Annotated in this window: 19 protein-coding genes and 3 pseudogenes; 10 read left to right on the forward strand and 12 right to left on the reverse strand. The window is 35.0% G+C overall.

Features of this window, described 5'->3' with window-relative positions; genetic code table 11:
- Positions 1-740 precede the first annotated feature (740 nt).
- Entirely contained in the window at positions 741-1,313 is a 573-nt protein-coding gene (locus DZB84_RS20670; protein ID WP_116354202.1) for a DUF3967 domain-containing protein, read from the forward strand.
- A gap of 68 nt (positions 1,314-1,381) precedes the next feature.
- On the opposite strand, the gene DZB84_RS20675 is transcribed toward DZB84_RS20670, so the two are convergent.
- The 3 genes from DZB84_RS20675 to DZB84_RS20685 form a co-directional block, all read right to left on the reverse strand.
- Positions 1,382-2,029: a uridine kinase family protein gene (locus tag DZB84_RS20675; RefSeq protein ID WP_116354203.1), complete on the reverse strand. Its 648-nt coding sequence runs from the start codon at positions 2,027-2,029 to the stop codon at positions 1,382-1,384.
- A 278-nt stretch (positions 2,030-2,307) separates the two neighbouring features.
- On the reverse strand, positions 2,308-3,255 hold the full coding sequence (locus DZB84_RS20680) for a hypothetical protein (protein WP_116354204.1): 948 nt from the start codon (positions 3,253-3,255) through the stop codon (positions 2,308-2,310).
- 315 nt (positions 3,256-3,570) lie between these two features.
- Positions 3,571-4,050 (reverse strand): hypothetical protein, encoded by a 480-nt coding sequence (locus DZB84_RS20685; protein WP_142759855.1) that lies wholly within the window; start codon positions 4,048-4,050, stop codon positions 3,571-3,573.
- Positions 4,051-4,737: 687 nt separating this feature from the next.
- Between DZB84_RS20685 and DZB84_RS20690 the strand changes: the two genes are divergently transcribed.
- Positions 4,738-5,787 (forward strand): 2,3-butanediol dehydrogenase, encoded by a 1,050-nt coding sequence (locus tag DZB84_RS20690; protein WP_061786664.1) that lies wholly within the window; start codon positions 4,738-4,740, stop codon positions 5,785-5,787.
- A 727-nt stretch (positions 5,788-6,514) separates the two neighbouring features.
- Here DZB84_RS20690 and DZB84_RS20695 read toward each other — a convergent pair.
- On the reverse strand, positions 6,515-7,387 hold the full coding sequence (locus DZB84_RS20695) for a recombinase family protein (RefSeq protein WP_082138455.1): 873 nt from the start codon (positions 7,385-7,387) through the stop codon (positions 6,515-6,517).
- Positions 7,388-7,656: 269 nt separating this feature from the next.
- Here DZB84_RS20695 and DZB84_RS20700 point away from each other — a divergent pair, with 269 nt between their 5' ends.
- Together DZB84_RS20700 and DZB84_RS20705 are read left to right on the forward strand one after the other, a co-directional pair.
- On the forward strand, positions 7,657-8,115 hold the full coding sequence (locus DZB84_RS20700; protein ID WP_047945065.1) for a helix-hairpin-helix domain-containing protein: 459 nt from the start codon (positions 7,657-7,659) through the stop codon (positions 8,113-8,115).
- An 11-nt stretch (positions 8,116-8,126) separates the two neighbouring features.
- Positions 8,127-8,483, forward strand: coding sequence for a VOC family protein (locus DZB84_RS20705; RefSeq protein WP_047945064.1), 357 nt, complete (start codon positions 8,127-8,129; stop codon positions 8,481-8,483).
- Positions 8,484-8,619: 136 nt separating this feature from the next.
- Here the strand turns inward: DZB84_RS20705 and DZB84_RS20710 are convergent.
- Positions 8,620-10,377, reverse strand: a pseudogene (locus tag DZB84_RS20710) (Tn3 family transposase); the annotation flags it as partial.
- Positions 10,378-10,563: 186 nt separating this feature from the next.
- Positions 10,564-10,977, reverse strand: coding sequence for a carboxymuconolactone decarboxylase family protein (locus tag DZB84_RS20720; protein ID WP_116354206.1), 414 nt, complete (start codon positions 10,975-10,977; stop codon positions 10,564-10,566).
- 132 nt (positions 10,978-11,109) lie between these two features.
- Between DZB84_RS20720 and DZB84_RS20725 the strand changes: the two genes are divergently transcribed.
- Positions 11,110-11,550 carry an Lrp/AsnC family transcriptional regulator gene (locus tag DZB84_RS20725; protein WP_116354207.1) on the forward strand — a complete coding sequence of 147 codons (441 nt, stop codon included), beginning with the start codon at positions 11,110-11,112 and terminating at the stop codon, positions 11,548-11,550.
- 171 nt (positions 11,551-11,721) lie between these two features.
- Here the strand turns inward: DZB84_RS20725 and DZB84_RS20730 are convergent, their stop codons facing one another.
- From DZB84_RS20730 to DZB84_RS20750, 5 genes and pseudogenes are all read right to left on the reverse strand, one after another.
- The gene (locus tag DZB84_RS20730) at positions 11,722-12,291 is read right to left on the reverse strand and encodes a cupin domain-containing protein (protein ID WP_223254522.1); all 570 of its coding nucleotides are present in this window, start codon (positions 12,289-12,291) and stop codon (positions 11,722-11,724) included.
- Between the two features lie 198 nt (positions 12,292-12,489).
- Positions 12,490-13,755, reverse strand: a pseudogene (locus tag DZB84_RS20735) (DUF4158 domain-containing protein); the annotation flags it as partial.
- A 142-nt stretch (positions 13,756-13,897) separates the two neighbouring features.
- Positions 13,898-14,497: pseudogene (locus tag DZB84_RS20740) on the reverse strand (HD domain-containing protein); the annotation flags it as partial.
- Positions 14,498-14,600: 103 nt separating this feature from the next.
- The gene (locus tag DZB84_RS20745) at positions 14,601-15,734 is read right to left on the reverse strand and encodes an aminotransferase class V-fold PLP-dependent enzyme (protein WP_116354209.1); all 1,134 of its coding nucleotides are present in this window, start codon (positions 15,732-15,734) and stop codon (positions 14,601-14,603) included.
- A gap of 151 nt (positions 15,735-15,885) precedes the next feature.
- Entirely contained in the window at positions 15,886-16,653 is a 768-nt protein-coding gene (locus tag DZB84_RS20750; RefSeq protein ID WP_223254524.1) for a GNAT family N-acetyltransferase, read from the reverse strand.
- A gap of 483 nt (positions 16,654-17,136) precedes the next feature.
- On the opposite strand from DZB84_RS20750, the gene DZB84_RS20755 reads away from it, so the two are divergent.
- From DZB84_RS20755 to DZB84_RS20765, 3 genes are all read left to right on the forward strand, one after another.
- Complete coding sequence (locus DZB84_RS20755; protein WP_116354210.1) at positions 17,137-17,784, forward strand: GntR family transcriptional regulator; 648 nt, start codon at positions 17,137-17,139, stop codon at positions 17,782-17,784.
- A 69-nt stretch (positions 17,785-17,853) separates the two neighbouring features.
- Entirely contained in the window at positions 17,854-18,231 is a 378-nt protein-coding gene (locus DZB84_RS20760; protein ID WP_116354211.1) for a CidA/LrgA family holin-like protein, read from the forward strand.
- Positions 18,228-18,920: an LrgB family protein gene (locus DZB84_RS20765; protein WP_116354212.1), complete on the forward strand. Its 693-nt coding sequence runs from the start codon at positions 18,228-18,230 to the stop codon at positions 18,918-18,920. Before DZB84_RS20760 ends, DZB84_RS20765 begins: the two co-directional genes overlap by 4 nt.
- A gap of 1,368 nt (positions 18,921-20,288) precedes the next feature.
- On the opposite strand, the gene DZB84_RS20770 is transcribed toward DZB84_RS20765, so the two are convergent.
- On the reverse strand, positions 20,289-20,873 hold the full coding sequence (locus DZB84_RS20770; RefSeq protein WP_116354213.1) for a recombinase family protein: 585 nt from the start codon (positions 20,871-20,873) through the stop codon (positions 20,289-20,291).
- A gap of 184 nt (positions 20,874-21,057) precedes the next feature.
- On the opposite strand from DZB84_RS20770, the gene DZB84_RS20775 reads away from it, so the two are divergent.
- Both DZB84_RS20775 and DZB84_RS20780 read left to right on the forward strand, forming a co-directional pair.
- Positions 21,058-24,144, forward strand: a complete 3,087-nt coding sequence (locus tag DZB84_RS20775) for a Tn3 family transposase (RefSeq protein ID WP_116354214.1) — start codon at positions 21,058-21,060, stop codon at positions 24,142-24,144.
- Positions 24,145-24,411: 267 nt separating this feature from the next.
- Positions 24,412-24,987, forward strand: a complete 576-nt coding sequence (locus tag DZB84_RS20780) for a recombinase family protein (protein WP_041098603.1) — start codon at positions 24,412-24,414, stop codon at positions 24,985-24,987.
- Positions 24,988-25,008 lie beyond the last annotated feature (21 nt).

Genomic DNA, 25,008 nt, shown 5'->3' on the forward strand with positions numbered 1-25,008 from the left:
TTGCGTCCACACTCCCGGTAAGATCGTCAAACTCCTCTCCAACAACAACCACCCCATTATCAAACGTCAAACCAACACTCCATATGTTCCTGTTTTTATGCACTGGATATACTCACCCGCTTCAGCTGCACGAAATACGCAAACATATTCTAAAGACATAAAAAACACCCCTTTATATTTTGTCACCCATATATATCGGCACTTTGAAAGGCGTGTTCAGTTAAAAATTACTTACAACTAGTTGTAAATGGATAATAAAATTATAATGAACTGAATAACAACTTGGATAATAATTATCGCGTTATTATACATGAAATTATCATTTTAAACCCTTTGGTATCAATAGTTGAATGGCATTTTTGAGAGATGTCTAATTTTTGTTGCTAATTTGTCCCTTATAACAAAAGTGGAATAGTAGAAATATCTAATTTGGATTTTTAATTTTTTTTACCCCTTTATGTCTATTTTTCAAATTTGTTTTTACAAGTTAGTCGGGATTTAAAACACACTTTAAACCCTTACCATGACAAGAAAGAGGTCTTCCTTAACGCGGAAGAGTCAAGAAGGAAGACCCCTCTTCCGAAGGAGGAAGACCCCCCGCTTCCTTCTTGTAGATCATAACGCGTTCTCAACCAGACATTAAAGTAGCTTACAGTAAGAGAATGATTACACCTTGCAGGATTCGGACAAGCGATAGATAATTAAGAAAAGAACGACTATGAGAACGGGAGGGAATTACAATGGACATATCAGAGAAAGCCTATTCTCCAAAGGAAGTAAGCCATACCCTAGATATTGGAGACAGTACCCTTCGCAAGTGGTGCCTTGCACTCGAAAAGCAAGACTACAAGTTTATAAGGAACGACCAAAACAGGCGCTTGTATGTAGAAAGTGATTTGGTGGTATTACGCCACTTTCAGAAACTTGTACAAGACAACAATATGCAACTGGATAACGCCGCAATGCTTATCGTAGATAGGTTTGGTAAAGGTGCGTTCGAGGCAGGAACGGATATCATTCTTGCAGAAAATAAAGAAGAACAGCGTGATTTAATGCGTTCTGATAATGAGGTTATACAACAGTTTCTAGAACACATGAGAACGCAACAAGAACACATCAAACAGCAAGAGGAATTTAACAAAGAATTGTTAAAACGACTAGATCAACAACAACAATACATAGAAGAACGCCTTAATAAACGCGACGAAACACTTATCCAGTCTTTACGAGAAGCACAAGAGACAAGAAAACTACTTGCAGCTGCACAAGAGGACCAAAAGAAGGGTTTTTTCTCCCGCTTATTTGGAAAATAATAAAAGACCATCAAAAGATGGTCCTTCTTAAACTAACGTACCCTTTGTTAAGTGCAATATTTCAAAATTTAATCTAAATCATCTTTTTCTAGAAAATACTCTTCATTGGAACTTTTTAAAACAATATCAAAATTTCGATGGTAAGGATGCATAAATAATTCATATTGAATTCTACGTTCTTCATGTGATTGCCTTAAAAAATTTATATTTGTTCCTCTTTCAGTAACATCACGAAAAGACCTTCTCATAAATTCGGTTTCTCCATCCGTATATAAGTAAACTTTTAAATCAAATAAATTTGGATTAGTAAATGCAACACTCATACCTTCTATAATATTTACTTTGTTTTTGGATGAAATTAAATTGCTCTTCATATAATGCGTGCCTATTGTATAAAAATCTAAACCCTCTTTAATCATATGTATGTCTCGCTCTAAAGCTAATATATTATGAGCGCCTGGGTGACAAGCTGTCATTTTATAATGATGTTTTTCATTCTTATATTCGTAATTTATAACAGCGTACTTCCTAATATTAGAGGAGCCAATAATATATGGGTCAGTATTAATATAGTTCACATCACTTTGTCCTAATAGTTTTATAAGGTTATTGGCAAACATTGTCTTTCCAGAAGCACCATGACCCGAAATTCCAATTATAATTTTTCTATCTTTACTGCTTACCGAGTTTGCTATCTTATGTAATATCTTGTCCATAGTTCCCCACCTATCCTCAAAATTTAGCCATGATTTTATACATAAAATTCCGGGAAATAAATTTTCACGTTCATTTGAAACGTTGATAAATCAACAATGTATAAAATATTGCATATACCCAAAGGGTAGCTATTTCTAAAACCTCATTTTAATGGGGTTTTCTCGCTGTTGTTATTCAACTTAATATTAACTATATTGAGTAATATTGTATGTCGTATACATCATAATTCATTTTTCAGAGATTCAGTGTTTCACTAAAAACTGATACAACTAAGTGTTTAATTGCCTTTAATGAATGTCGATATCTCCGCGTTTAATCGCCTCTTACAAATTTGTATAGCTTCGTTACTCAATGTCATAAATTCATCAATGTGAAAATCTAAGAGTGAATACATGTCATTTTCGTTAATTTCATTTTTTACAATTTCATTATAAAATTTATTTAGAACTTCATTTTGATACCCACGAAACGTATCTAAAGTATCGTCAAGACCAGCAAACATTGCATCTGATTTCATTTTTGCAGATATTTTCCTAATCTCATTCCTTTTGTTAGTTTCTTTTTCAAGTAAATCATCTTTCGTTCCTAAGTACTTCGATCTTGTTTCAAGAAGCATTTTAAAATCATATTTTTTGAATAACCTAGCAAACTTCCTTTTGTTTATTTTTAATGAGTATTCTATTTTTATAGTTCTATTCTTAAGGGAATTTGCAACACTTCTCTTCTTCTTTTCTTCCCGAAGTATTTTCTCAATTTCCTTAATTCGTGAATTATATTGATTATAGGTTCTGATAATATTGAATCTTTCAAAATTTATAATGTTCAAACTAATAAGGTCCTGAACAATCATTTCAATTTTATCTATACGCATATTAGAAATAATTAACTCGCGTTGGCGAAGATCATTTAATTTTGCACTTTCATGTATACTCTCCATTTGTAATTTTCTTTGTTCAATCATGTTAGTTTCATGTAACTTAGTCTGCGTCACTAAGGTTTCATTATGTAATTCTCTCTGGGCTTCTAATTGTTTACTCGTCACTAAATATACAGTCAAAGCACCTACAATTGCACCTATATATCCCCCCCAAAAGCCCAACCATCCATTCGCATCGCCAAGAGCTGTTGAGAAAATTGGTTTATGCATAAAATGAGCTAAAGCAATAGGAATTAGTGCTACTAAACATAACAACAAACCATATAAAACATTTTTATTTATCTTCACAAATCTTATCTCCTTTCAAGTTAAACTTTAGACAAAAGAAAAGAATGTCCTGCATTTTTGAATTAAAATAGTGGAGAAGTGGAGGAAAGTTGAAGAAATTTACCTTTTTTCTCTTACGAACTCTATATATTAACTTTGTATTTTTATCTCAACTATTTTCCACTATTCCACTATAAAAGATAAAGAATGTTATTAAATCAAGGTTTAAAGGGGATTGCAGAGAGTGGAAAACTGAAAATTAATAGGTGAATACAGTTGAAAAGAGTGGAGAAAACACAAAAAAACATGAGTTTCCCCATGCCTTTTGATTATAATTTAGTTAATGGTTTCTACAATTTGCAGAATTTGAAGTACCGTAAGAGCGAATATTAAAACGTTTAAGATCGCCATAGGAATTTTTAAAAGAATGTTTGTATTCTTTTTTAGTTGCATTTTAATTATTTTAAACGTCCCAGATAGAGCTGCATATATGGTGAATAAGAAGAGCAATAAGATAACTATGTTAACGAAGACATTTGAAAAGAAGTACATAAGAACAAAAGAAATAGTACCAAGAAATATTGCCACCCCAATTTCCATAACAGCTTCACCTATCTCTTCTTGAGTCTTTCTGATTTCAGTGAGAACTCCAACCAGGCCAAACAAACCGAAAAAAGCTCCAACTATATTAGATATTAGTTCGTAGCCTAAAAAATCAGGCTTCATATAAAGAAAAGCCGATAAACATAAGAACGCTATTCCTAGTGCGATACCTTCAATAACCTTTTCTTCGTCTGATTTTTCTCTTTTGGCCATACCTTCAACTCCCATATTGATTTATAAAATGTTATACGGCTCGTCCCCCTATTTAGTTTCAAATTCCGACAAAAAAACGCCTGTATTTACAAGGGGAAGACCTATAAAAATTTGTTTCTTTTTATCTCAATATACCTCTGAGAGCTCCATATTGGCTTTTTAAGGGGCTTGTTTTGATTTTCTCTTATTTCAATAACAATATAACCTTAAAATCATTTAAAGGGCGATCTTAAGCGTCTATTAACTGTATTGATCAGAGTAATACAGTGATCTTAGAATATAAGGTGCTAGTTAACATAATCATCCTTATAGGTATCTATGTTTACAGCAATTAGACATAAAAAAACTCACCAATAATAGGTGAGGATGGCAATAAAGTTTGCCGAATAATGACTTACTTAATATAACATTTTTAGTTAACATAAGCAGTGTTATCGGCACTGAAAGAGGTTCTTAAAATGGGAGTCCGTGGGCATTATCTGCATTTTTTTGTTATCCACTGGGACACTCGAAATTTATCGAAATGGCAGTATATGATGAGAAATAAATTAGCCAAAACTGTCTGCTTTATTAGTGAGTAATATCTAGGTCTATTTGCTTGTTAATATGCAATTCCACTCAAAATATATTATAATAGTATTGAAATAGTTTTTAACATAACCGTTTACTTTAGGAGATGAATTTCAGATGAAAGCGTTAAGATGGCATAATGCTAAAGATTTAAGACTAGAAAATATCGAAGAACCTACTGTAAAAAAAGGTGAAGTAAAACTTAAAGTTGAGTGGTGTGGAATTTGTGGAAGCGATTTACACGAATATACAGCCGGCCCAATTTTTATTCCTAAGGAAACACCACATCCATTAACTGGAGATAAAGCTCCGATTGTTATGGGGCATGAATTTTCTGGACAAGTTGTTGAAATTGGTGAAGGTGTAACCAAAGTACAAGTTGGTGATCGTGTTACAGTAGAACCAATTTATAATTGCGGAAAATGTGATGCTTGTAAACAAGGGAAATATAATCTTTGCGCAGATATGGGATTCTATGGTCTTGCTGGCGGTGGCGGTGGGTTTTCTGAATTCACTTCTGTTCCAGAACACATGCTGCATAAACTTCCAGAGAATGTATCATATGAACAAGGTGCACTTGTTGAACCGTCAGCTGTTGCTCTTCATGCTGTGAAACAAAGTAAACTACAAGTTGGTGATAAAGCAGCCGTATTTGGAACTGGTCCAATTGGTTTATTAGTGATTGAAGCCTTAAAAGCAGCAGGTGCAGCAGAAATCTATGCAGTTGAATTATCTGAACAACGTAGACAAAAGGCAGAAGAGCTTGGAGCCATCGCAATTGATCCAAATAATGGTGATGCCGTACAACAAATTCAAGAGCTTACAAGTGGCGGGGTAGATGTTGCTTATGAAGTCACTGGGGTACCACCTGTTTTAAAACAAGCTATCAATTCAACCAAATTTAATGGAGAAACAATGATTGTTAGTATTTTTGAAACAGAGGCTCCGATTCACCCACAAAATATCGTGTTGAAAGAACGTACTTTAGCAGGAATTATCGGATACCGTGATGTGTTTCCAGCTGTTATTAGTTTAATGGCACAAGGTTACTTCCCTGCAGATAAATTAATAACGAAACGTATCACACTTGATGAAGTAATAGAAGAAGGATTCGAAGGTCTACTAAAAGAAAGAAATCATATAAAAATCTTAGTAAAAGCTGAGTAGTTTAATTAACCGGAATCTTATTATAGGATTCCGGTTAATTGTAATTGGAATTTGATTATCAATAATGGACTTATTATGTTTACTTTCTTCGAAATAGTTGTATGTTTTATTAACTTATACAAATTATTCTATTGAACTTCAAGTTTTAAATTTTAAACGTTATGTTCAGTCCTGTTGAACATAGTTTTCATAAATACCCTATCATATCAACGTTCCATAGGTTTCCCCTTCTATATCTCTTTAAGTAGCAATTCGCCAATAGAATTGCAAGACTAAATTTACATATTTTTCGCGTTGCCTTGAAGGCTAAAATGTTGCCATTAAGGCAACCAAAATCTTGTCTTTAAGAAGGCTATAATTCTACAATAATCAAATGTATAGAATATACAAATCTAGTTAACATAATGCCAATTTTCGGAAGTAAACCAAAAAGCCAAACCTAGTCATATCAAGGGTTTGGCTCTTGTTCGTTTTTTATCGTTTATGCATGATTTTATACAACCTAGTTATAGCAAGGCTTTATAGACATATCACACCACTATAACACTACTATTTTTTGTATAAAATCTTGTATAAATAAGTTGCTTAATAAAACTGTCCTACTTACTTAAAGGCCTAGTGACAGGGTAGCTGCTCTAGTCCGCAAGATTATTTCCAAAAAAAGTAATTTAATTGTTTAATAAGGAATAGAAAAGAAATGGCAATAGAAAAAATAAACCCATTGAACTTACCATGTGAGTCCTAATTCATCGCAGTAAACGTCTGCTTCAATAAAACAATTCCTCATATCAGCCTCACTATCCAATTCACCGAGAATATCATATACTGTCTTTTTTAATGCATCAACGGTTGTATAAGGGACGTAGATGATATATTCGTTAGCTATGATCACCATATTGTAATGATGTTTTAGGAACTGTTCTATACTGTCTCTTACTTTCCCTTTGCCACGTACAAATTTATTGTTGTTTTCGATTCGCAGCCCCATTCTTATTATTGCAGTATTTTCTTGATTAATAGGAGCTTGGTTCTCTTTGCTTTGCCCTTTTGTTCCTATGTAACGATACAATGTTGCTTGACTTATTCCGGTCATTTCTACAATCTCGCTAATACTGTATTCCTTAGAGTGATATAGATTCAGAGCCTTATTTATCTGTTTTTCTTTCACTTTTGGACGGCCGCCATTTCTTCCTCTGGCCCTTGCACTCTCTAACCCCTCTTTTGTTCGTTGAGCAATTAGATCTCTTTCGAATTGGCTGAATGCTTGAAAGACAGTAAGCATCAGTTTACCTTGTGGTGTATTTGTATCAAAATTCTCTTTTATGCTAATCAATTTCACATTTTTATTTTCGAAATACTCAACTAACTCTATCAAATCTTTTGTGCTTCGACCTAATCTTGAAAAACTTTCTACAACGATTGAATCTCCGGGTCTAACTTTGTCCTTTAATCGAATAAGTTCGGGTCTATCCTTTTTTGTTCCTGACATTTTTTCTGTTAGTATTTCGGTACAGTTGTATTCACTCAACAAATCTAGTTGCCGTATCAAATCTTGTTGCTTGGTACTAACTCTCGCATATCCATAAGTATATTGCATCATACTTCCCCCTTTGATAGTTATAATTTTATCATTAAGGGATATTATTGTTAATTTGTTTTTGATAATAGTTTTGATAACGGATGATCAAGGATTTTGTGAGCAAAAAAAGTAGAAAACTAATCTTATCAAAAACATTCGTTTTTGATAAGGAATTTTCCTTTATTCGCCTATAGCCAATTGAGCCATATTTTAAGGTAATGAAGGAATTTAAATGTATCATCTTGAAATTGTAAGTATTTAATAAAAGGGAATTTTTAAGGAGGGAGTTTTTGAGTTCAAATCCAAAATTGCCACTAACACAAAATGAAAAAGCAAAACTTAGAAAAGCTAAAGTGAAAATAAGTGAAGTACATACTCTTAGTACCGAACAATTAGCTCAGATGCTAAATATTCCAGATGAGAGAGCAAGGACTGTTAAAGGTCTAGCTGAGTTTCAAACTGTTCCTTCCATTGGTTATAAATTGGCTGAAAAACTGGTTTGCCGTTTAAACATCTATTCATTAAAAGAAATTAAAGATAAAAATGGTGCCGATTTATTTGATGATTTAGAACAACATTTAGGTGTATGGACGGACGGTTGTGTCGAAGATCAAATTCGTTGTGTTGTTAACTATGCGAATGATCCCAATAGTAGTAAGCAATGGTTTGATTTCACAAATGAAAGAAAGAAGTATCGAGAAAAAGTAGGTTATCCTGAGGGAAGACCTAAAACAGCTTGGTATGAATAAGGGAGGAAAAAATGAAAACAAAACTAGCACATGTCAGAGTCAATGTTAAAAATTTAGATGCAGCTATTGATTGGTATACGACTAAATTAGGGTTTAAAGTAGCTGCTACATGGCCGCCTGAAAAGCCTAACTATGCCCATTTTGATGCAGAATATGGAGCGACATTCGCTTTAATGGAAGATAATAATTATCCGTCACACGGGCGGTTTAATTTTAATATTACAGATGTTGATGCATTATGGGCTGAATTAAAAGACCACGTTAATGTGATTGAAGAACTGTTTTCAACTCCTTATGGGACAAAAAAATTCACCATTAGTGATTTAGATGGAAACGAATTAGGTTTTGTTCAAGAATCTGAAAGCTAATTCTTCTTCAGCTATAGGGATCTTTTCCAGAGTAAGGTGTGCGCTCTTTTCACGTCTAAGCGTACATAGCAAAAACCAGCTAATATCATGTTCCAAGACATTAGCTGGTTTTTGTTACTAATTGAAATAATGAAAATTACGAGACTTTCAACTTAATAGGTATTCGTTGATCCATATTGAGTTCAAAAGTTCCGTATGGATTGACATGATGATAAAATAAAGGTGTTAATCCCCTAAAATCTTCTGGAGTCATTTTCCTCAACCAATATTGGTTGTTGTCATAAAGCACTTCTTGTACCATTAAGGTATTCATATAGACTAAGCAATTTTGCAGCAATTGAAGTGATAAGACAGAAACCTCTTGATCTTCTATCGAATTGGAACGAATTTCACTGTTTTTTCCATAGAAAATATAGGTATTCACCGAGTTCCATTGTTCCACTGTATTTAATCCTTCATGGATCTCTCTGCGAATCTCTTCATAGTGTAAATAATCACATAAAAAGATTGTTTTAATCGCTTTTCCTAATTCACATAAAGCCTGATAAGTTGGATGTTTCGTATCCCGTGTAAATCGCTTTAATATAGATTCGGCAGAAGCAGTACCCAACCGTAGAGCAGTTGCAAACTTAATGATTTGTTCATACTGTTGCCGAATAAGATCCCAGTTAATCGGTCTACTTAAAGTCGGTTGCAGGTGAGGATATTCCTCATTCATGCCGGCTTCTGGACGATATAGCTTTTGAGACCCGATATTTTTAAAGCGTGGCATCAGTTTAAAACCAAGTAGATGACAAAAAGCAAAAGCAACGACACTTTGTCCGTGTGTATCGACATAATTTCTGTCAACTTCCATATCCGTACAGTGCCGAAGAACTCCTTCCATCATAGCTGCCACTTCCGAAGAAAGGCAGGACTTTAGCTGAGAATAAATACAAGCTGACTTTCGATCTGTATGCCAATAGATCATGACTCCATGTTTCTTATAACGAGGATGCCATTCAGAGAGTAGGTTCTGATCCCAAGAACCAAAATGTTTTGAATCGGAAGCACATGCAGTGGTAGCTTCTCCCCATACCTCTTTCATTCGATTGTAGATGATATGGTTGGTAACCTCTGCGTTGGCTTTTCGCAAATGGTCTTTATGAATAAATTTTTGACGGATATATCGAAGTTCCCGATAACCATCTAGGTGGTTTCCAGCAGAAACAGTTTTCAAACCTGTATTCGTTCCTAATCCAAATAAACTTAGTAGAAGCCGTCGTTGGATGGTTTCTCGATCTAAAATCTCTCGATCGGCTGTGGTTTTAAAGTGCTTGGTAAACTCCGTGTGAAAATCTGTTTCTTTTAGTAAATCCAATAGGTTAATGTCGGACCAACGGCTCTTAATCTCCCGTTTAAGCGTCGTCACATGTGGGGGTTCGGGTTGCTTTTCAAGTGGAGTGACTCTAATCCATCCCTTGTTATTTCTGGTAGTGATCGCTACTTTTTCGTTACTTTGATCCCTTAACCCTTGATTCAATAAATGGAGTTTATCTTTCATCAACAGTATAATATCTTTGATAAAAGGCTCTACATCAAGAGGCACTTTCAGTGCTTGAAAATATTCTTCCTTGTGCTCTTCAAAATCTTGAGGGAGATCTTCATCCGGGTTTCGATATCGATCAGCGCCCTCAATCCAAATTTCTTTACAACGAAGTCGAGTGCGAAGCGATTGTATGACAGCAATTTCATAATTGATTCGATTTACCCTTTCAATTCCTTTGCTGTCTGTCTCGACAATGACGTCTTTCCATTTTGGCTGAATTACGCCTTCAATGGGAACTTCATCACCAGCAGCAAAATAACGCTGCCCACTTTCCCCATACTCTCGAATTAGTTGTAGCTTTGAAATAAAGTTTGAGCAAAAAGATCTCGCAAATCCTTATTTTACGATAAATAAGAAGAATCCATTTGAAAAAAAGATTAATCAAAAAGGATTCTTCTTTAGCAGATTTAAGTTTGGTTTTTATAAAAAAGTTTGATCATTTTCTACCTGTGTTGCTCAACAATCGCGCCCGATAATGGAATGAATAGAATATTAATTTAAAGGTTCTAATTTCATCATTGCACCAAAATATTGTGAAGCAGTTGTAAAAGAGATAAATGCACATAATTCACTTATTTCCTCTTCAGTGAAATATTCTTTTAAAATATCAAAAGATGAATCAGCTATGTCACCCTTTTGTTTTAAAAAGACTTCTGCAAATCCTACTGCAATAGAAGTTTTTTCATTAAACTTATCTGGATCAGGTTTTCCTTTCGCCTTACAATACTCACATCCGTTACTTTGGGCTAATGTTCTCCTTACTTGTTCCTTTAATTCAGATGTTAGTAGTCCATCTTTTTCTAACACATTTCCTAACTGATTCCATCCTTCCATTACTTCTTTATTATGCCCCAATAGTCTCTGAAAATGTGTTTCCCCGAAATTAGATCCAACAATCCTTGCCATATAGGTACCTCCCTGTTATATTTAATTACAAATTAATTATAAAAAATAAAATCACTAAAACAAATTAAATTTATAACGATTATCAAATTAATCTTTTATAAAATTAACGATTATTGGGGATAGACTTTAAAAATGAAAATAGATGATATTGATAAAAAAATTTTAGATGAACTACTTAATAACAGCCGTCTATCAATGAGCGAGCTTGGGAGAAGGGTGAATCTGTCCTCCCCATCAGTAACAGAACGGGTAAGGCAAATGGAATCATTTGGAGTTATAAAAAAATATACTTTAGAAGTGAATTATGAAAAATTAGGTTTACCAATCCAATGCATAATTGAAGCAACAGTTAAAAATGGTGACTATAAATCTTTTAAAAATTATATTGAGAAACTTCCAAACGTCGAATTCTGTTATCGAATAGCAGGAAGTGCGTGTTATATGCTTAAAATGCAATTTGAAACGTTCGATAAAACAGAAAAGTTTATTGATGAAGTAAATCCAATCGCACATACTGTAACACATTTTATTTTTTCACAAGTTTCAACATATTTAAAAATTAATATGGATTGATAAGTTTTCAGTCAAAAGCAATACTCTTTATTTACCAGACAGTTAATTGAAATAGCATGCTTAAATAATAATGGAAATTCTTGAACGAGTTCCTGCTTATTCCACAAAATGGCCCGATTCTGGTATAACCTTATTCAATAATTGCGCCCGATTCCAGAAGACTATAGATTTCTAACCTTCGGCATCTGCCTTTGTTCTATGAACAGTACCAAAAGGATGATTAGGTGGTGCATAAATTGAATAAAGCTTTAACGGTATATTACCTGTATTGGTTACATTATGCCAAGTATTGGCAGGTACTATAATGGCAAAATCATCACCCGCATTTCTTACAAAATTCAGGTTATCTTTACTCTTACCCATCTGAACAAGTCCTTGACCTTCCTCAATTCGTAGAAATTGATCAACCTTAGGGTGAATTTCCAACCCTATATCATCTCCAACGTCAATACTCATTAAGGTCACCTGCAAATGACTTCCGGTCCATATAGTATCTCGATAGGTATTATTTTGTTTAGCAGCCTGATTGATATTTATTACAAAAGGTTCTTTTCCATGGTCATTTAATATGGAACTAGTATATCCCTGAGTGTTTGGATATGACCAATATTGATTTGCATAGCGCCTAGCATATGACATATTTCCATAGCCAAGACCAAACATATTATCATGATTACACATTTGCCCATTACTATAATAAGTGTTCGAATAATAAGGATACATATAAAAAGGGTTATTCATTAAAACATACCTCCAAAGATATATGATTATAAACCCATCATATGTCCCGCGGATTTAGAAGTTCATTGCTAATTCTTATTCCGTTATCTGGCCCGATTGCGGAATGAAAAATTCCTGCATTGATACAGGAATTTTAATCAAACTTTATTATAAATTATCGAACTTTTTTACAAATTAGCAGACTTTATTTTAAATCAACATTAGTTGGATAGCCTCGATAATCGGCTGATGAACTTGATTATTTGAGCGAAAAGTAAGGTTGTTTAAAATTTTAGAAAGGGACTTTCGATAATGACCTTGGTAAGAAGCGTGCATTTTCGTATAGATTTTTTCTTTGTATTCCCGGTTATTTTTTGTCATGTCCTTAATAATATCCCGAATCATATCAGAGCTAACAATAGGGAATAGAGTATCTTGAATGACCCCTTCTGGGTTATCTACGGTCGCTTTTAATAAATTGACAATATGTTTATTTTTCCCTTGGACTCTTTCTAATTCTTCTACTGCTTCTTTTCGGGTTGTATTTTTGGCCTTATTTCCGAATTTTAGCGCAATTTCATCCAATAAATCAGCTAAATAATCAATGACTTCCTCATGACGATGCGAAAATAAAATGGCAAGAAGGGTATAGCGTATAGGTGCAGGGTGAGCACGCAATTCCGTTACGGTTTCGGTAGCTGCACGTAGTCGATATTTTTTTACTAGTTTAGGAGACATCTGTTTACATAAACCATCAGGGATTTGAAGATGTTGAATGGCTAATAGTTTTTTGATTTCCATTTCCATCGTACTTACACTTGGTTTGCCTGGAGAGGATAGCAACTGGCGAAAGGTTAAAATGTCGTTGTTTTCTTCATCAGGAATTTTAGCTTCGAAATAACCATCGGACCCTTCATCAGAGTGTGATTCAAGAAAGGCATCTAATCGTGAACAGGTCTTAGGAGAAAGTTGTTGATAGGTCATTTTATATAAATTCTTTTCAAAATGATCGATAGCAGATTCAATCATTCGCTTCAAACTTCCTAATGAAGGAGGTTCAACTTTCCACGTACGAAAGAAACTGTATGCTTGATTTTTCAAGTAGTCGGTATCATGTGTAAACTGAACCTGTTCTCCTAACCACTCTGCGAAGAGATGTTTGTCGTTTGCAGTAAGTTCTCGAAATCCAAAAAGGTTACGTATTGCCTTTCGATGTTCCGTATAACTTCTTTCTTTTCCACCCCAACCATAGTTGTCAAAAAAGTCCTCTACCGAAGCATCTACTTGATCAGCTACATGTTGGACAACTTCTTTGGGCACATCTTGCTTCTTGTTAGGAAACTGTGCTTCCTGTTGGAAATATTTAAGAAGGACAGCAAACCCTAAACGGTTTGCGCTTGTTTTCTTACTTAGCACTAAGTGATTTTCATTTGGCAATAAACTAAAATGTTCATCGAGTTCATTTTGATTCCAATTTCTCTTCAATGGTTTCCCTCTTCTCACTATGTCATTTTATAAACAGTATAAATTTCGACATAGTGAGCTATCAACAATACTTATCGAAATTATCAAAAAACAACTTTACTTTTATTGGAAATAATCTTGCGGACTAGAGCAGCTACCCTGTCACTAAGCCTTTATAATATGTATCTACAAACCACTCAGCCTCATTTATATTGTCTAAATATATTTGCCCATCGACTACTATGAGATGGTCTAAAAAGTTATGTGCATTTCTAAGTGAAATATGTCCATACTCATACATATCCCGTAGTGTATAATCAATTCGATCTGCACATAATTCAGGTGCTGGCTGTTCGAGTAACTTCCATTGAGACATATTGCTAAGCAGCTCATCATAATGGTAATCGTATTTAGCTAATATATGTGGGATTTCAGATTCTATAATCATCTCATTGTAAATCTTTTCATGATAATCTTCGTTATTATTTTTAAAAACAAGATCAACCACGTGCGAAAAAGAAGTATGGGAAACGTCATGGAGCAATCCAGCTATTTGTTCTTCAACAGAGCCCCCTAATTTTCTTATTAAAAGCATAACTCCAATAGAATGTTCGTACCTTGTTACATTCCATTTCTTATTAACTAAATAGCTAGCTCCACCTTGGTGAATGTATTTTAATCTTTGGACTACTGTGCTATTAATAAGTTCTTCAAGAACACTTTCGATGATAAATTCTCCATAAATTTTATCTGTTATTTTCAAACGAATCCCCTCTTTTAACTTCACGCGCGTTCATAAAGAATTGCGCCCGTTAGCAGAATAACAAAACAATCCTCAATTCAGGTTTGTTTGAGTAAATATTTGCTTAATCCCCATTTGTTAAGATTACAAGCTCATCTATTGCACATTTTATTTCATCTTTAATGTTATAGAAATGAGGGGCAATTCTTATTACATCTTTTCTTGCAGAAACAATAATTTTTTTGTCTCTTAACATCGCTTCCACTTTTGATGCATTTTCAACATGAAAAGACATCAGACTCGTCCTATTATCAGTAGATAATGGTCCAATGAGATGTAATCCTTTTTCTTGTCCATAATGTATGGTGAATTGGGTTAGCTCTTTTAAATGAGTTTCAATATTACTTATCCCAACCTCAAGTAGCAATTTTAGTGCCTCATAAGCCGCATAAATACTTATAAAAGAAGGTGTACCTGTTTCAAATCGACGAGCCCCCATTGCAAAAACAGGATTATAAATGTCAAATGAAGATGCTTGTTCTTGTCCAAGCCATCCAGTAACTCTTGGTTTTAATTGCTCTGCTAGTTCTTTTTTTATATACAAAAACGCCACGCCAGGAATTCCTAACATGTATTTACGAGTTCCCGTTGCTAATATATCAATCTCCATCTCTTTCACATCAATCGGAATATGTCCTGCTGATTGGTAAGCATCGACGAATAAAAGCGAGCCTTTTCTATGCACAATACCAGCAATCTCTCTAACGTTTTGCTTATATCCGTTGTAATAATTCACATGGGGAATACACGTAATAAGCGTATCAGTTGTTATTTCTTTTTCATATTGTTCCAGGGGTATTTCCCCATTAGAAGAACGAATTACGGAAATATTATCCTTAAAAGGTTCTTGTGCAAACCATATATGACCGACAGTTGGAAAATCTATATCCGTAAACATGATTTTATTTTTCTCTTGCTGATAAGGAAGGGAAGTTGCAATAGCAGAAATAGCATCAGAAACAGAACATAATACAGCAACCTCATCTGTTTCGGCTCCAATAAGTTCAGCAAATTTCACCCTAGTCTCATCCACTTTACTTATCGCTTCATTCCAATTACTCCCTGACAGAAGTAGGCTATTATGATATTCCTCAATAGCTTTTGAAACAGACTTTGCCAATGCACCTTGGGAACAACTAGCTAGGTGTGTATGAGTAGCTAATATAGGAAATAATGAGCGATAAAAATCATGGTTCAATTCTATTCCTCCCTTTTCTTCACATCAAATAATTCTGTATGTAAATTTTAAAATCCTTCTTCCACTATATGGCCCTTTAAAAGTTAAAGAGCACTATCCCTTTAATTCAAGGATTGTACCCTTTTCTTGAGTAGGAACATAAGAATAAAAGTTAACTATCAAAATATTTATAGAAGGATTGTGTCTGTGCTTTTATTCTACAACTATTTCTAAGAAATACTTTCTGCATTTTAATATTTTTTTCGTGTGTACTTCCTATGTAATATTTAGCTCCCATTTTTTTTAAGATATATAATGATTGATAGTGGATAAGAACACTATGTCCTTTCCCTCTTTCTTCTGGTAAGATTCCAAAATAGAACAATCTACCTTCACTTAATGTACCTGGTTCAATGTGGGGGATAGAAATTCCAATAGGTTTATTACCTAAATAAATTACCTTGCAAGAATTTCTCCAATTGTCTCCTAATTCATTTTTTAGTGAATTTAAATGTTCTTCCATTGTGAGTGAAGAAGGTTCATTATCTGAACCAGCCATACATTGTTCCCAATATTTTTTAAAGTCATATTCAGTAAATATAGAATCTTCCAGAGAAATCCACTTATATTTTTGTGAATTTCCATTTATATCATGCAAATCTCTAAATACTTCCACTTTTGATGCATATGGTTTGAACCCTTGAGAAATCAACATTTCAGAAAAGCTTAAATAATGTTGAGATGTTCTATTTATAAGAGCGCTCAATCTTTTAATACCTAGTTCTTCACCTATATTTATTAAACTCTTTATATCATTTTTAAATTTATCATTGTCATATTCTATTTCATCTTTCTCTTCAATTGCAATATAATCTGGAAGACCATTTAAAAGTTTAAATGAATCCCTAAATGCATTTTCCATTTCCTTAACATAACTCAAATTAAATCCCTCCTTCCTTTACAAGCATGGGCCAAAAGCACCCACTTATCACACTCTTGCGCCCGATTGCTGAATATGGAAAATGTGTAAAAGCTACAAATAATTCAAGTGAAATAAAAACGTCTGAAGAATTATATTCAACGAAAACGAGATTAAATTACCTTTTATCTAACTGTAGGGGCGCCTGTAGGACCCTCATTATGTTTTAAAAGTCTATTTCGAATTTCCTTGGTTAGTGGAACTGTCTTTCTTTGTTTAAAATCAAAACTAGCCAATACGGCTTTTCCTCGTGCAATCCAATTTTGATGCTCATCCTGTATGGCATGTTTATCAAAGGTTGTATAAAAACGAAACAGATGATATACTTTTCACAGTGGTATTTGGTATTCCAGATACCACGATTCTTTTCCCTTTTCTTAGATTATTAACAATACTGATAATCCCTTAAGATCTAACTACTATTATGATAAAGGATGACAATTGATGAGCTTCTTAAAGGTGGAACAACCCCAATTATTTAAAGATCATGCGTATAAAGAAATTAAGAAGGGCATTATTCAACACGAAGTCGAACCTGGATCCATGGTAAATGAACGTTCACTTAGTGAAAGCCTTGGAATTAGCCGTACCCCCTTAAAATTAGCTTTGCAACAGCTAGAATTAGAAGGGTGGATTAAATCTGTACCTAGAAAAGGAATTTTTATCAAAACCATTAATAGACGAGATGTTGATGACATTTTCCAACTGCGAAAGGCTAATGAAATATTGGTCATCGAACTACTAATTCCTCTTCTTGATAACGAAGCAATTTATAAGATTGAGAAGATGGATAAACAACTATCTGTCAACAAGGAAGACCCTTTAAAGTTTGTGTACTATGATTCTTCCTTTCACTTGTTTTTAGCGGAGTTAAGTCAAAATATTCGGCTGTATCAATTAATTCAAAATCTCACCGACCATTTTAATTGGTATAGATTCGCTGCATTAAAGGCCGGAAAAAGCTTGGATGAGATTTATTACGAACATACATTAATTATTGAGGGCCTAAAAGCAAGGAATGTACGCCAAACAACGGATGCTGTTTTGAACCATATTGATAACGCATATAACACAATAATCGCAAATCTTTAGGAGTGACAGGAAAGGACGAAATTTTTTAAGAAAGAAGGGAAGTTGTTTCCAGAAGAGGAACAACACAACATGAAAACTCTCATCATTTTTTTACAAATTTGTATTTTATATATCTTTACCTACATTGGAACAGTTATTCATAACTTTTTCCACCTAGTTATTCCGGGTAGTATCATAGGACTCTTATTACTTTTTATTTGTTTATGTTTCAAGATAGTTCCATTAAAATGGATTGAAAATGGAGCAGGTTTTTTACTAAGTTTATTAATGTTATTTTTCATTCCAACAACAGTTGGTGTCATGAACTATCCTTCGTTACTTTCTATTCATGGTGCATTGCTCGTTTTAGCCGTTCTATTAAGTACCATCATTTCCATTACGATCGCAGGAACGGCAGGTCAATTTTTTGAGAAAAAGGCACAAAAAAGAAAGGATGATAAAGAATGAAGCAAGTTCCACTCGCATTCTGTATGATTTTATTAACCGTCATAACTTATCTTGCGATGACTAGAATTTATAAACGGTATTCTTACCCATTTTTAACTCCTGTTTTAACAGCGACTACTATTATTATCATGATCCTGTTAGTGTTTCATATTCCATATAAAAGCTATATGATTGGGGGGCAGTGGATTAGTTCCCTTTTAGGTCCTTCAGTTGTAGCACTTGCTTACCCTTTGTATAAACAACGTCATTTTTTAATTAATCGCTTATTCCCTATATTAGGAGGGGTTTTTGTTGGTGCCAGTTCCGGAATGGTCAGTGTTGGCCTCCTAGCAAAAATCTTCGGGGTCAATCATTCATTAATTCTTTCCATTATCCCAAAATCTCTTACCACTCCTGTCGCAATTGAAGTAGCTAGAGGATTGGGCGGAAATGCCTCAATGGCAATTGTCGGTGTTATGATTGCAGGAATCTTTGGTGTAATAGTTGCTCCTACTATTTTTAAATTGATGAGAGTGCATAGCCCCATTGGCAGAGGTATCGCTCTTGGCAGTGCATCACATGCCATAGGGACTTCTAAAGCAGCTGAATATAGTGAACTAACCTTTTCGATGAGTTCTGTTACAATGGCAATATGTGCAATCATTGGCTCCTTTCTAGGACCAATCATTGTATGGCTATTTCACATTTGAGAAGCCTCCTCACGAATAAGAAATAGTTTACGTATACATGTAGGAATCCAATCACACAACTAATGAGAAGTCTAATTTCCTTAATTTATTCTTTGGAAATTGGACTTTTTATCTAAAAAAAATATACTCACCTAATCGCTACCACTGAAAGCCCTTTTTTGGAATAGAACTTAATTCCTTTTGGTAACCACTCTATAATTCCTTTTGTAAAAATCTCATTTACTTATGGTACGATTCACCTTGTTTAATATTACAAATGTATAAAAACACAATTACTCCATCCTTTTATTCATACAGATAGGTAAGGGTTTGAAGTTATCGCTCCCTTTTCCCCCCGTCCACACCGTACATGAGACTTTCACCTCATACGGCGTTCCAACTAATCCAATTCGATTTAGTCATCAACACTTCTGAAATCGCAACGTCTTCCGTGTCTCAATTCTTCCGTTTCAATAAGTCGGTGCCTCCCATGGGAGGTAAACCTCTTTTAGTCTTACGAGAACCTTATTAACCGATAAAGATTTGCCTTGCATGATTAATTGAATCTTCATTAGTCTAGTGGCTATCCCTTCGGGTTGATTAGACCTTTTATCGGTACTGTGCCACCACTTTCACTGATATAAAGTTAAGTTATACAATAACTATTCTCATTATTGCTTTCCTTATCAACGCTTCATAGAAAGTAAGTCCTCCACGTTATCAGCTTACAACGTTGAATTATATCTATTATAGAATGAACTTAGGTGCTTCCTGTAAGCCTGTTAGCCGTTCATATGCCTGTAACACATCATGGACTTTCATAATTGTCATTCTTACTCATCCACTGCTAACCTCACATTAGGTGATATACACATTTCTATGTATTGCCAGTCTAGACCCGTACATTCAGAAGTTCGTCAGCTTAACCTTTTTACTTTAGGTTCTTTTGCATTCTCACCATATTCATTCAACTCAAGCATCATGATTTACACCACCCCCTCGGGTAGGCTTTCGTCAGCCGAACTGTTACGGTAAATTCTCACGCCTTTTCGCCGAGCTTATAACACTATTATTCTTACTAATTCAAGTGCTATTCGACTAAGAGAGAACCCTTAAGGGCGTTACCCCACCATTTGATTCTTCGATACAATCCTTCAGTTCCGGAAGGAACTGTCTAACCTTTACCTGGGTAATGTGACCATTCCCAATTTAAGCTAGAAACATTTCGCACAACAATCTGGCCCGTTTGTTCAGTAAGCACAGTTTAATTAATCTGTATAAATATTGATGCCTATACAGTTTCTCTCTGAAAAAACATTCATAATTATTAATAAACATAATGCCGAAAAATAAATCGATTAAATGCCAGAAAAAGAAGAGATAGCTAAATCAAGCTTTTCTAATTAGTCCACGTTTTTCGATTTCACGATATAACGTTGATTTTGTTACAGTCGTTTTTTTCTCGATCTGCTTGATCGTGTACTCACCCGTTTTCCAAAGATCAATTGCATGATCTACTAAATCCTTGTTTTTTCCTTTACGCCCAAACTTTACCCCATTTTCCCTCGCTCTGATCTTACCTGCCATCGTCCGTTCACTAATGAAATTACGTTCCATTTCCGCAAACAACCCCAACAGCGTGACCATTGCTTTGGTCATGATATCGTTGCTCCGGCGTGTGTCGATCCCGTCAGCTAAGCATACTAGATGAATGCCCCTCTCAGTAAATGATTCGTAGGTTTTCAACACGTCAGAGATGGATCGCCCCATTCGATCCAATTTGTAACCAACCACCGTATCACCGGGTTGCACCACTTCAAGTAGCTGCTTAAATTCTGTACGGTCATTTACATTCTTACCTGATATCTTTTCACAAAATAACTCATCGACCCCATATCGTTGTAATTCTTCGATCTGTATTTCTAAATCTTGATGTGCAGCTGACACGCGAGCATATCCATAAACATTCCCCATCTTTCTACCCCTTTTCTGTGTCTTTTCTCTTGATTATAACCTTATATTTAGGGAGAATAAATAGGGAATGATCTAAGCTAGGAAAATCGGGGTGCCTGCACGGTTCCCTAAAATCCTGAGTTTAGGGAGTGAAGCGAGCTATATGTGCTAATAATCATAGATCTCTGTCACAGAAAGGACGAATATGGATACTGAAAAAAACACAACGAACCAAAAGCGTTTGAGAATTCTTGATGAGGATGAAATAAAAATTATTTATAATATACCGAACTTCACCTATGAAGATCGCTGTCATTATTTTTCTCTCACACAACCAGAGAAGGAGTTGCTAGATACATTACGCTCTGTAAAATCTAAAGCTTACTTTATCCTACAACTCGGCTATTTTAAAGCTAAACGCTTATTTTTTATCTTTGACCTCCACGAAGTAGAGGGGGATTTACGACATGTTTTGAAGGAACATTTCACCGGTAGCAAAATCACTGATCTAAGTTCCATTGGTAAGGTTACTAAGCTCAAACAACAACACTTGATTCTTGAACTGTTCAACTATCAAAGTTGTGATGCTGAAAAACGGCGACTGATAGAGAAGAAGGCTCGTAAGTCGGCCACATTTTGTAGTAAGCCCATTTATATCTTCCGTGAAATTATGAATTATTTATCCGAGCAACGGATTATTGTCCCTGGTTACAGCTTTATGCAAAAAACGATAGGGAAAGCCATTACCTACGAACAAAACCGTTTAGTTACAATGTTGCAAAATCATCTGAGTCCACCCACTATCAAAGCATTGAAACGATTATTAGAAGATTCTTCGGGTCTATATGAAATCACCCGACTGAAACACGAACCAAAAGATTTTAGTACCACTGAAATTAAGCATGAGATGGATCGAGGAAAGCAAATACAAAGCTTATATCAACTCGCTCAAAAATTGCTACCCAAGTTTGCCATCTCTAACGAGAGTATCAAATACTATGCTTCCTTGGTAGATTATTACTCTGTTTATAAACTTAAACGATTAAATGAATGGATCGGTTACTTGTATTTATTATGTTTTGTTTCCCATCGCTATCAACGGATGCATGACAATCTGATCCATACTTTTACATATCGAGTAAGACGCTACATGGATGAAGCGAAATCGGCAGGAAAGGAACGAGTATACGAATCTCATCTAGAAAGCAGCCAAAACATAAAGAAAGCAGGAGAAGTACTTTACATATTCACTGATAATCAAATTCCTGCAAATGCTACTTTTCAGGAGATTCAGGATCGAGCCTTTGCCATCTTGGAACGTCCAAAATTAGAAGCCATCGCTGATCAAATTGTTACCAATACCAAATTGGATGAAGTTGCTTTCCGATGGGAACACATTGATCAGCTATCTCGTCAATTTAAACGATCCCTGCGCCCCATATTTTTGATGATTGATTTCTTAGCCGCCTCTGCTCATGATCCACTGATTGAAGCAGTCCATTTTATGAAACAAGCTTTCATGAAGAATAAACCATTAGGAAAGTATCCTTCCGATGCATTCCCTCAACAATTCATCCCAGACGGGATGAAGCGATACATCTATCAACCAAATTCTTCAGGGCAAAAAGTGCTGCAGGCTGATCGTTATGAATTTTTCGTCTATCAACTTTTACGAAATGGTTTAGAAGCAGGGGATATTTTTTGTCGGGATAGTATCCGATTTCGCAGTTTTGAGGATGATCTCATTAGCGATCTAGAGTGGAAACAGAAAGAGAATTTACTTGCTGATATCGGTCTAACTATTTTCAATCAACCGATTCAAGACCATTTAGCAGAGCTTGAGAAGGAACTCGAAACTCGTATTATAAAGGTGAACCAGCATATTGCATCTGGGGAAAATAAATCTATTCAGATCAAAAGACGTGGCTCGCATAGTCGCTGGACACTCCCATATGTTCGTGGTAGTGAATCGATGAATCATCCCTTCTTTGAGACGGTAAAGCCCGTTGAGATTAGAAATGTTTTGCATTATGTGAATCAACGCTGTCAGTTTCTTGAAGCATTTGAACATATCTTAGGTCGTTATGCAAAACAAACCCGGGAAGATCGAATCCTTGTAGCATGCCTAATCGCTTGGGGAACCAATATGGGATTGGGGAGAATGGGTGACATTTCTGATATTAATCACTCCACTCTTATTTCCGCATCGGATAACTTTATTCGGTTAGAAACGTTAAAAGAAGCAAATGATCGGGTCAGTAATGCCACAGCTAAATTATCCATCTTTCAACATTACAATATTGACGAAGTCATTCATTCCAGTAGCGATGGACGAAAAGCTGAAACAGGTATCAGTACGATTAATGCCCGTCATTCCCCTAAATACTTCGGGCTGAAAAAAGGGATTGTTTCTTACACGATGGTGGCGAACCATATTCCTGTAAATGCTCGAATCATTGGAGCTAATGAACATGAAAGCCATTATGTATTTGACATTCTTAACAACAACACCACAGATGTTCAACCAGATGTGCATTCCACAGATACGCACGGAACGAATGAAGTAAACTTTGCCATTCTCCATTTTTTCGGTTATCAGTTTGCACCTCGTTACAAGGATATCCATGATAAAGTCAGCAAATCCCTTTATGGATTCAAACATCCCAGTCAATATGATGATGTGCTGATCAAACCTGTTCGAAAGATCAACATTAACCTGATTATGGAAGAGTGGGAAAATATTCAGCGTATCATGTTATCGCTTGCCCTTAAAACCACTACACAAAACATCATTGTCAGAAAATTGAGTTCTTATGCTCGGAAAAACAAAACCAAGCGTGCTTTGTGGGAGTATGACAACATCATTAAGAGTCTATATTTCTTGAATTATATCGATTCCCCGCCTTTACGTCGTAATGTACAAAAGGCATTGAATCGAGGTGAAAGCTATCATCAATTATGCAAAGCAGTATCCTATGCTAATTTTGGTAAGCTGCGTTTTAAAACTGAACAAGACCAACAAATATGGGGAGAATGCAGTCGTCTTATCGCTAATTGCATTATTTATTACAATGCCAGCATTTTGTCTAATATGCTGACTTACAGGGAAGAAAATGGACAAGATTCAGACATGTTGAAACGGATTTCTCCAGTGGCGTGGCAACATATCAATCTTTACGGTCGCTACGAGTTTAATAGTAATCAAGAGATGATTAACATGGATGAGATCATTCAAGAATTAGCTAAGTCAAAAGCTATAATAGCAGCAGTAACCCACGCCTCATCCGAGTGACATTAGGAATTAAAGTACCTCTTGAACCAATAAAGTTCTGAGAGGTACTCCTTAATGTACCTTTTGGAGGGTTTGGGCAAAAAACCCCTTATCGGAATCAAGTAATTATTAAAATCTATCTTTTACATGAAGATAGATTTTTATATTTCATCTCGTGCAAAATAGTATTTAAAATATGCGCAAAATACCGTTCAAAGTGACAAGTAGACTGATAAAATCATAGTTAAGAGTGTCTCATAAGACTTGTCTCAAAAACGAGGTGATATTTTGCGAAAAATCGGTTATATACGTGTCAGTTCGACTAGCCAAAATCCTTCAAGACAATTTCAGCAATTAAACGAAATCGGTATGGATATTATTTTTGAAGAAAAAGTTTCTGGGGCAGCAAAGGATCGCGAGCAACTTCAAAAAATGTTAGAGGATTTACAGGAAGGAGACATTATTTATGTTACAGACTTAACTCGGATCACTCGGAGTACGCAGAACTTATTTGAATTGATTGATTTAATACGCAGGAAAAAGGCAAGCTTAAAATCACTCAAGGATACATGGCTAGATTTATCAGAGGATAATCCATACAGCCAATTCTTAATTACAGTAATGGCTGGTGTGAACCAATTAGAACGAGATCTTATCCGTATGCGTCAACGAGAAGGGATTGAGCTGGCTAAGAAAGAAGGGAAGTTTAAGGGTCGTTTAAAGAAATATCATAAAAATCACGCAGGAATGAAATATGCAGTAAAACTATATAAAGAAGGCGGTATGACTGTAAATCAAATTTGCGAAATTACTAATGTGTCTAGGGCTTCATTATATAGAAGGCTATCGGAAGGAAACAAATAGTTTGTCCTGATTCTATCAAAA

Origin of the sequence: Bacillus sp. HNG (assembly GCF_003400205.1) — a bacterium.
GTDB lineage: Bacteria > Bacillota > Bacilli > Bacillales > Bacillaceae_L > Ferdinandcohnia.

What these genes read in the sequence shown, in the direction of transcription:
- DZB84_RS20720 (WP_116354206.1), bottom strand. Translation starts at nt 10,977, where the DNA reads ATGGCAAGGATTGTTGGATCTAATTTCGGGGAAACACATTTTCAGAGA.
- DZB84_RS20670 (WP_116354202.1), top strand. Translation starts at nt 741, where the DNA reads ATGGACATATCAGAGAAAGCCTATTCTCCAAAGGAAGTAAGCCATACC.
- DZB84_RS20695 (WP_082138455.1), bottom strand. Translation starts at nt 7,387, where the DNA reads ATGATGCAATATACTTATGGATATGCGAGAGTTAGTACCAAGCAACAA.
- DZB84_RS20760 (WP_116354211.1), top strand. Translation starts at nt 17,854, where the DNA reads ATGAAAACTCTCATCATTTTTTTACAAATTTGTATTTTATATATCTTT.
- DZB84_RS20755 (WP_116354210.1), top strand. Translation starts at nt 17,137, where the DNA reads ATGAGCTTCTTAAAGGTGGAACAACCCCAATTATTTAAAGATCATGCG.
- DZB84_RS20705 (WP_047945064.1), top strand. Translation starts at nt 8,127, where the DNA reads ATGAAAACAAAACTAGCACATGTCAGAGTCAATGTTAAAAATTTAGAT.
- DZB84_RS20675 (WP_116354203.1), bottom strand. Translation starts at nt 2,029, where the DNA reads ATGGACAAGATATTACATAAGATAGCAAACTCGGTAAGCAGTAAAGAT.
- DZB84_RS20730 (WP_223254522.1), bottom strand. Translation starts at nt 12,291, where the DNA reads ATGAATAACCCTTTTTATATGTATCCTTATTATTCGAACACTTATTAT.
- DZB84_RS20725 (WP_116354207.1), top strand. Translation starts at nt 11,110, where the DNA reads ATGAAAATAGATGATATTGATAAAAAAATTTTAGATGAACTACTTAAT.
- DZB84_RS20770 (WP_116354213.1), bottom strand. Translation starts at nt 20,873, where the DNA reads ATGGGGAATGTTTATGGATATGCTCGCGTGTCAGCTGCACATCAAGAT.
- DZB84_RS20765 (WP_116354212.1), top strand. Translation starts at nt 18,228, where the DNA reads ATGAAGCAAGTTCCACTCGCATTCTGTATGATTTTATTAACCGTCATA.
- DZB84_RS20685 (WP_142759855.1), bottom strand. Translation starts at nt 4,050, where the DNA reads ATGGCCAAAAGAGAAAAATCAGACGAAGAAAAGGTTATTGAAGGTATC.
- DZB84_RS20775 (WP_116354214.1), top strand. Translation starts at nt 21,058, where the DNA reads ATGGATACTGAAAAAAACACAACGAACCAAAAGCGTTTGAGAATTCTT.
- DZB84_RS20690 (WP_061786664.1), top strand. Translation starts at nt 4,738, where the DNA reads ATGAAAGCGTTAAGATGGCATAATGCTAAAGATTTAAGACTAGAAAAT.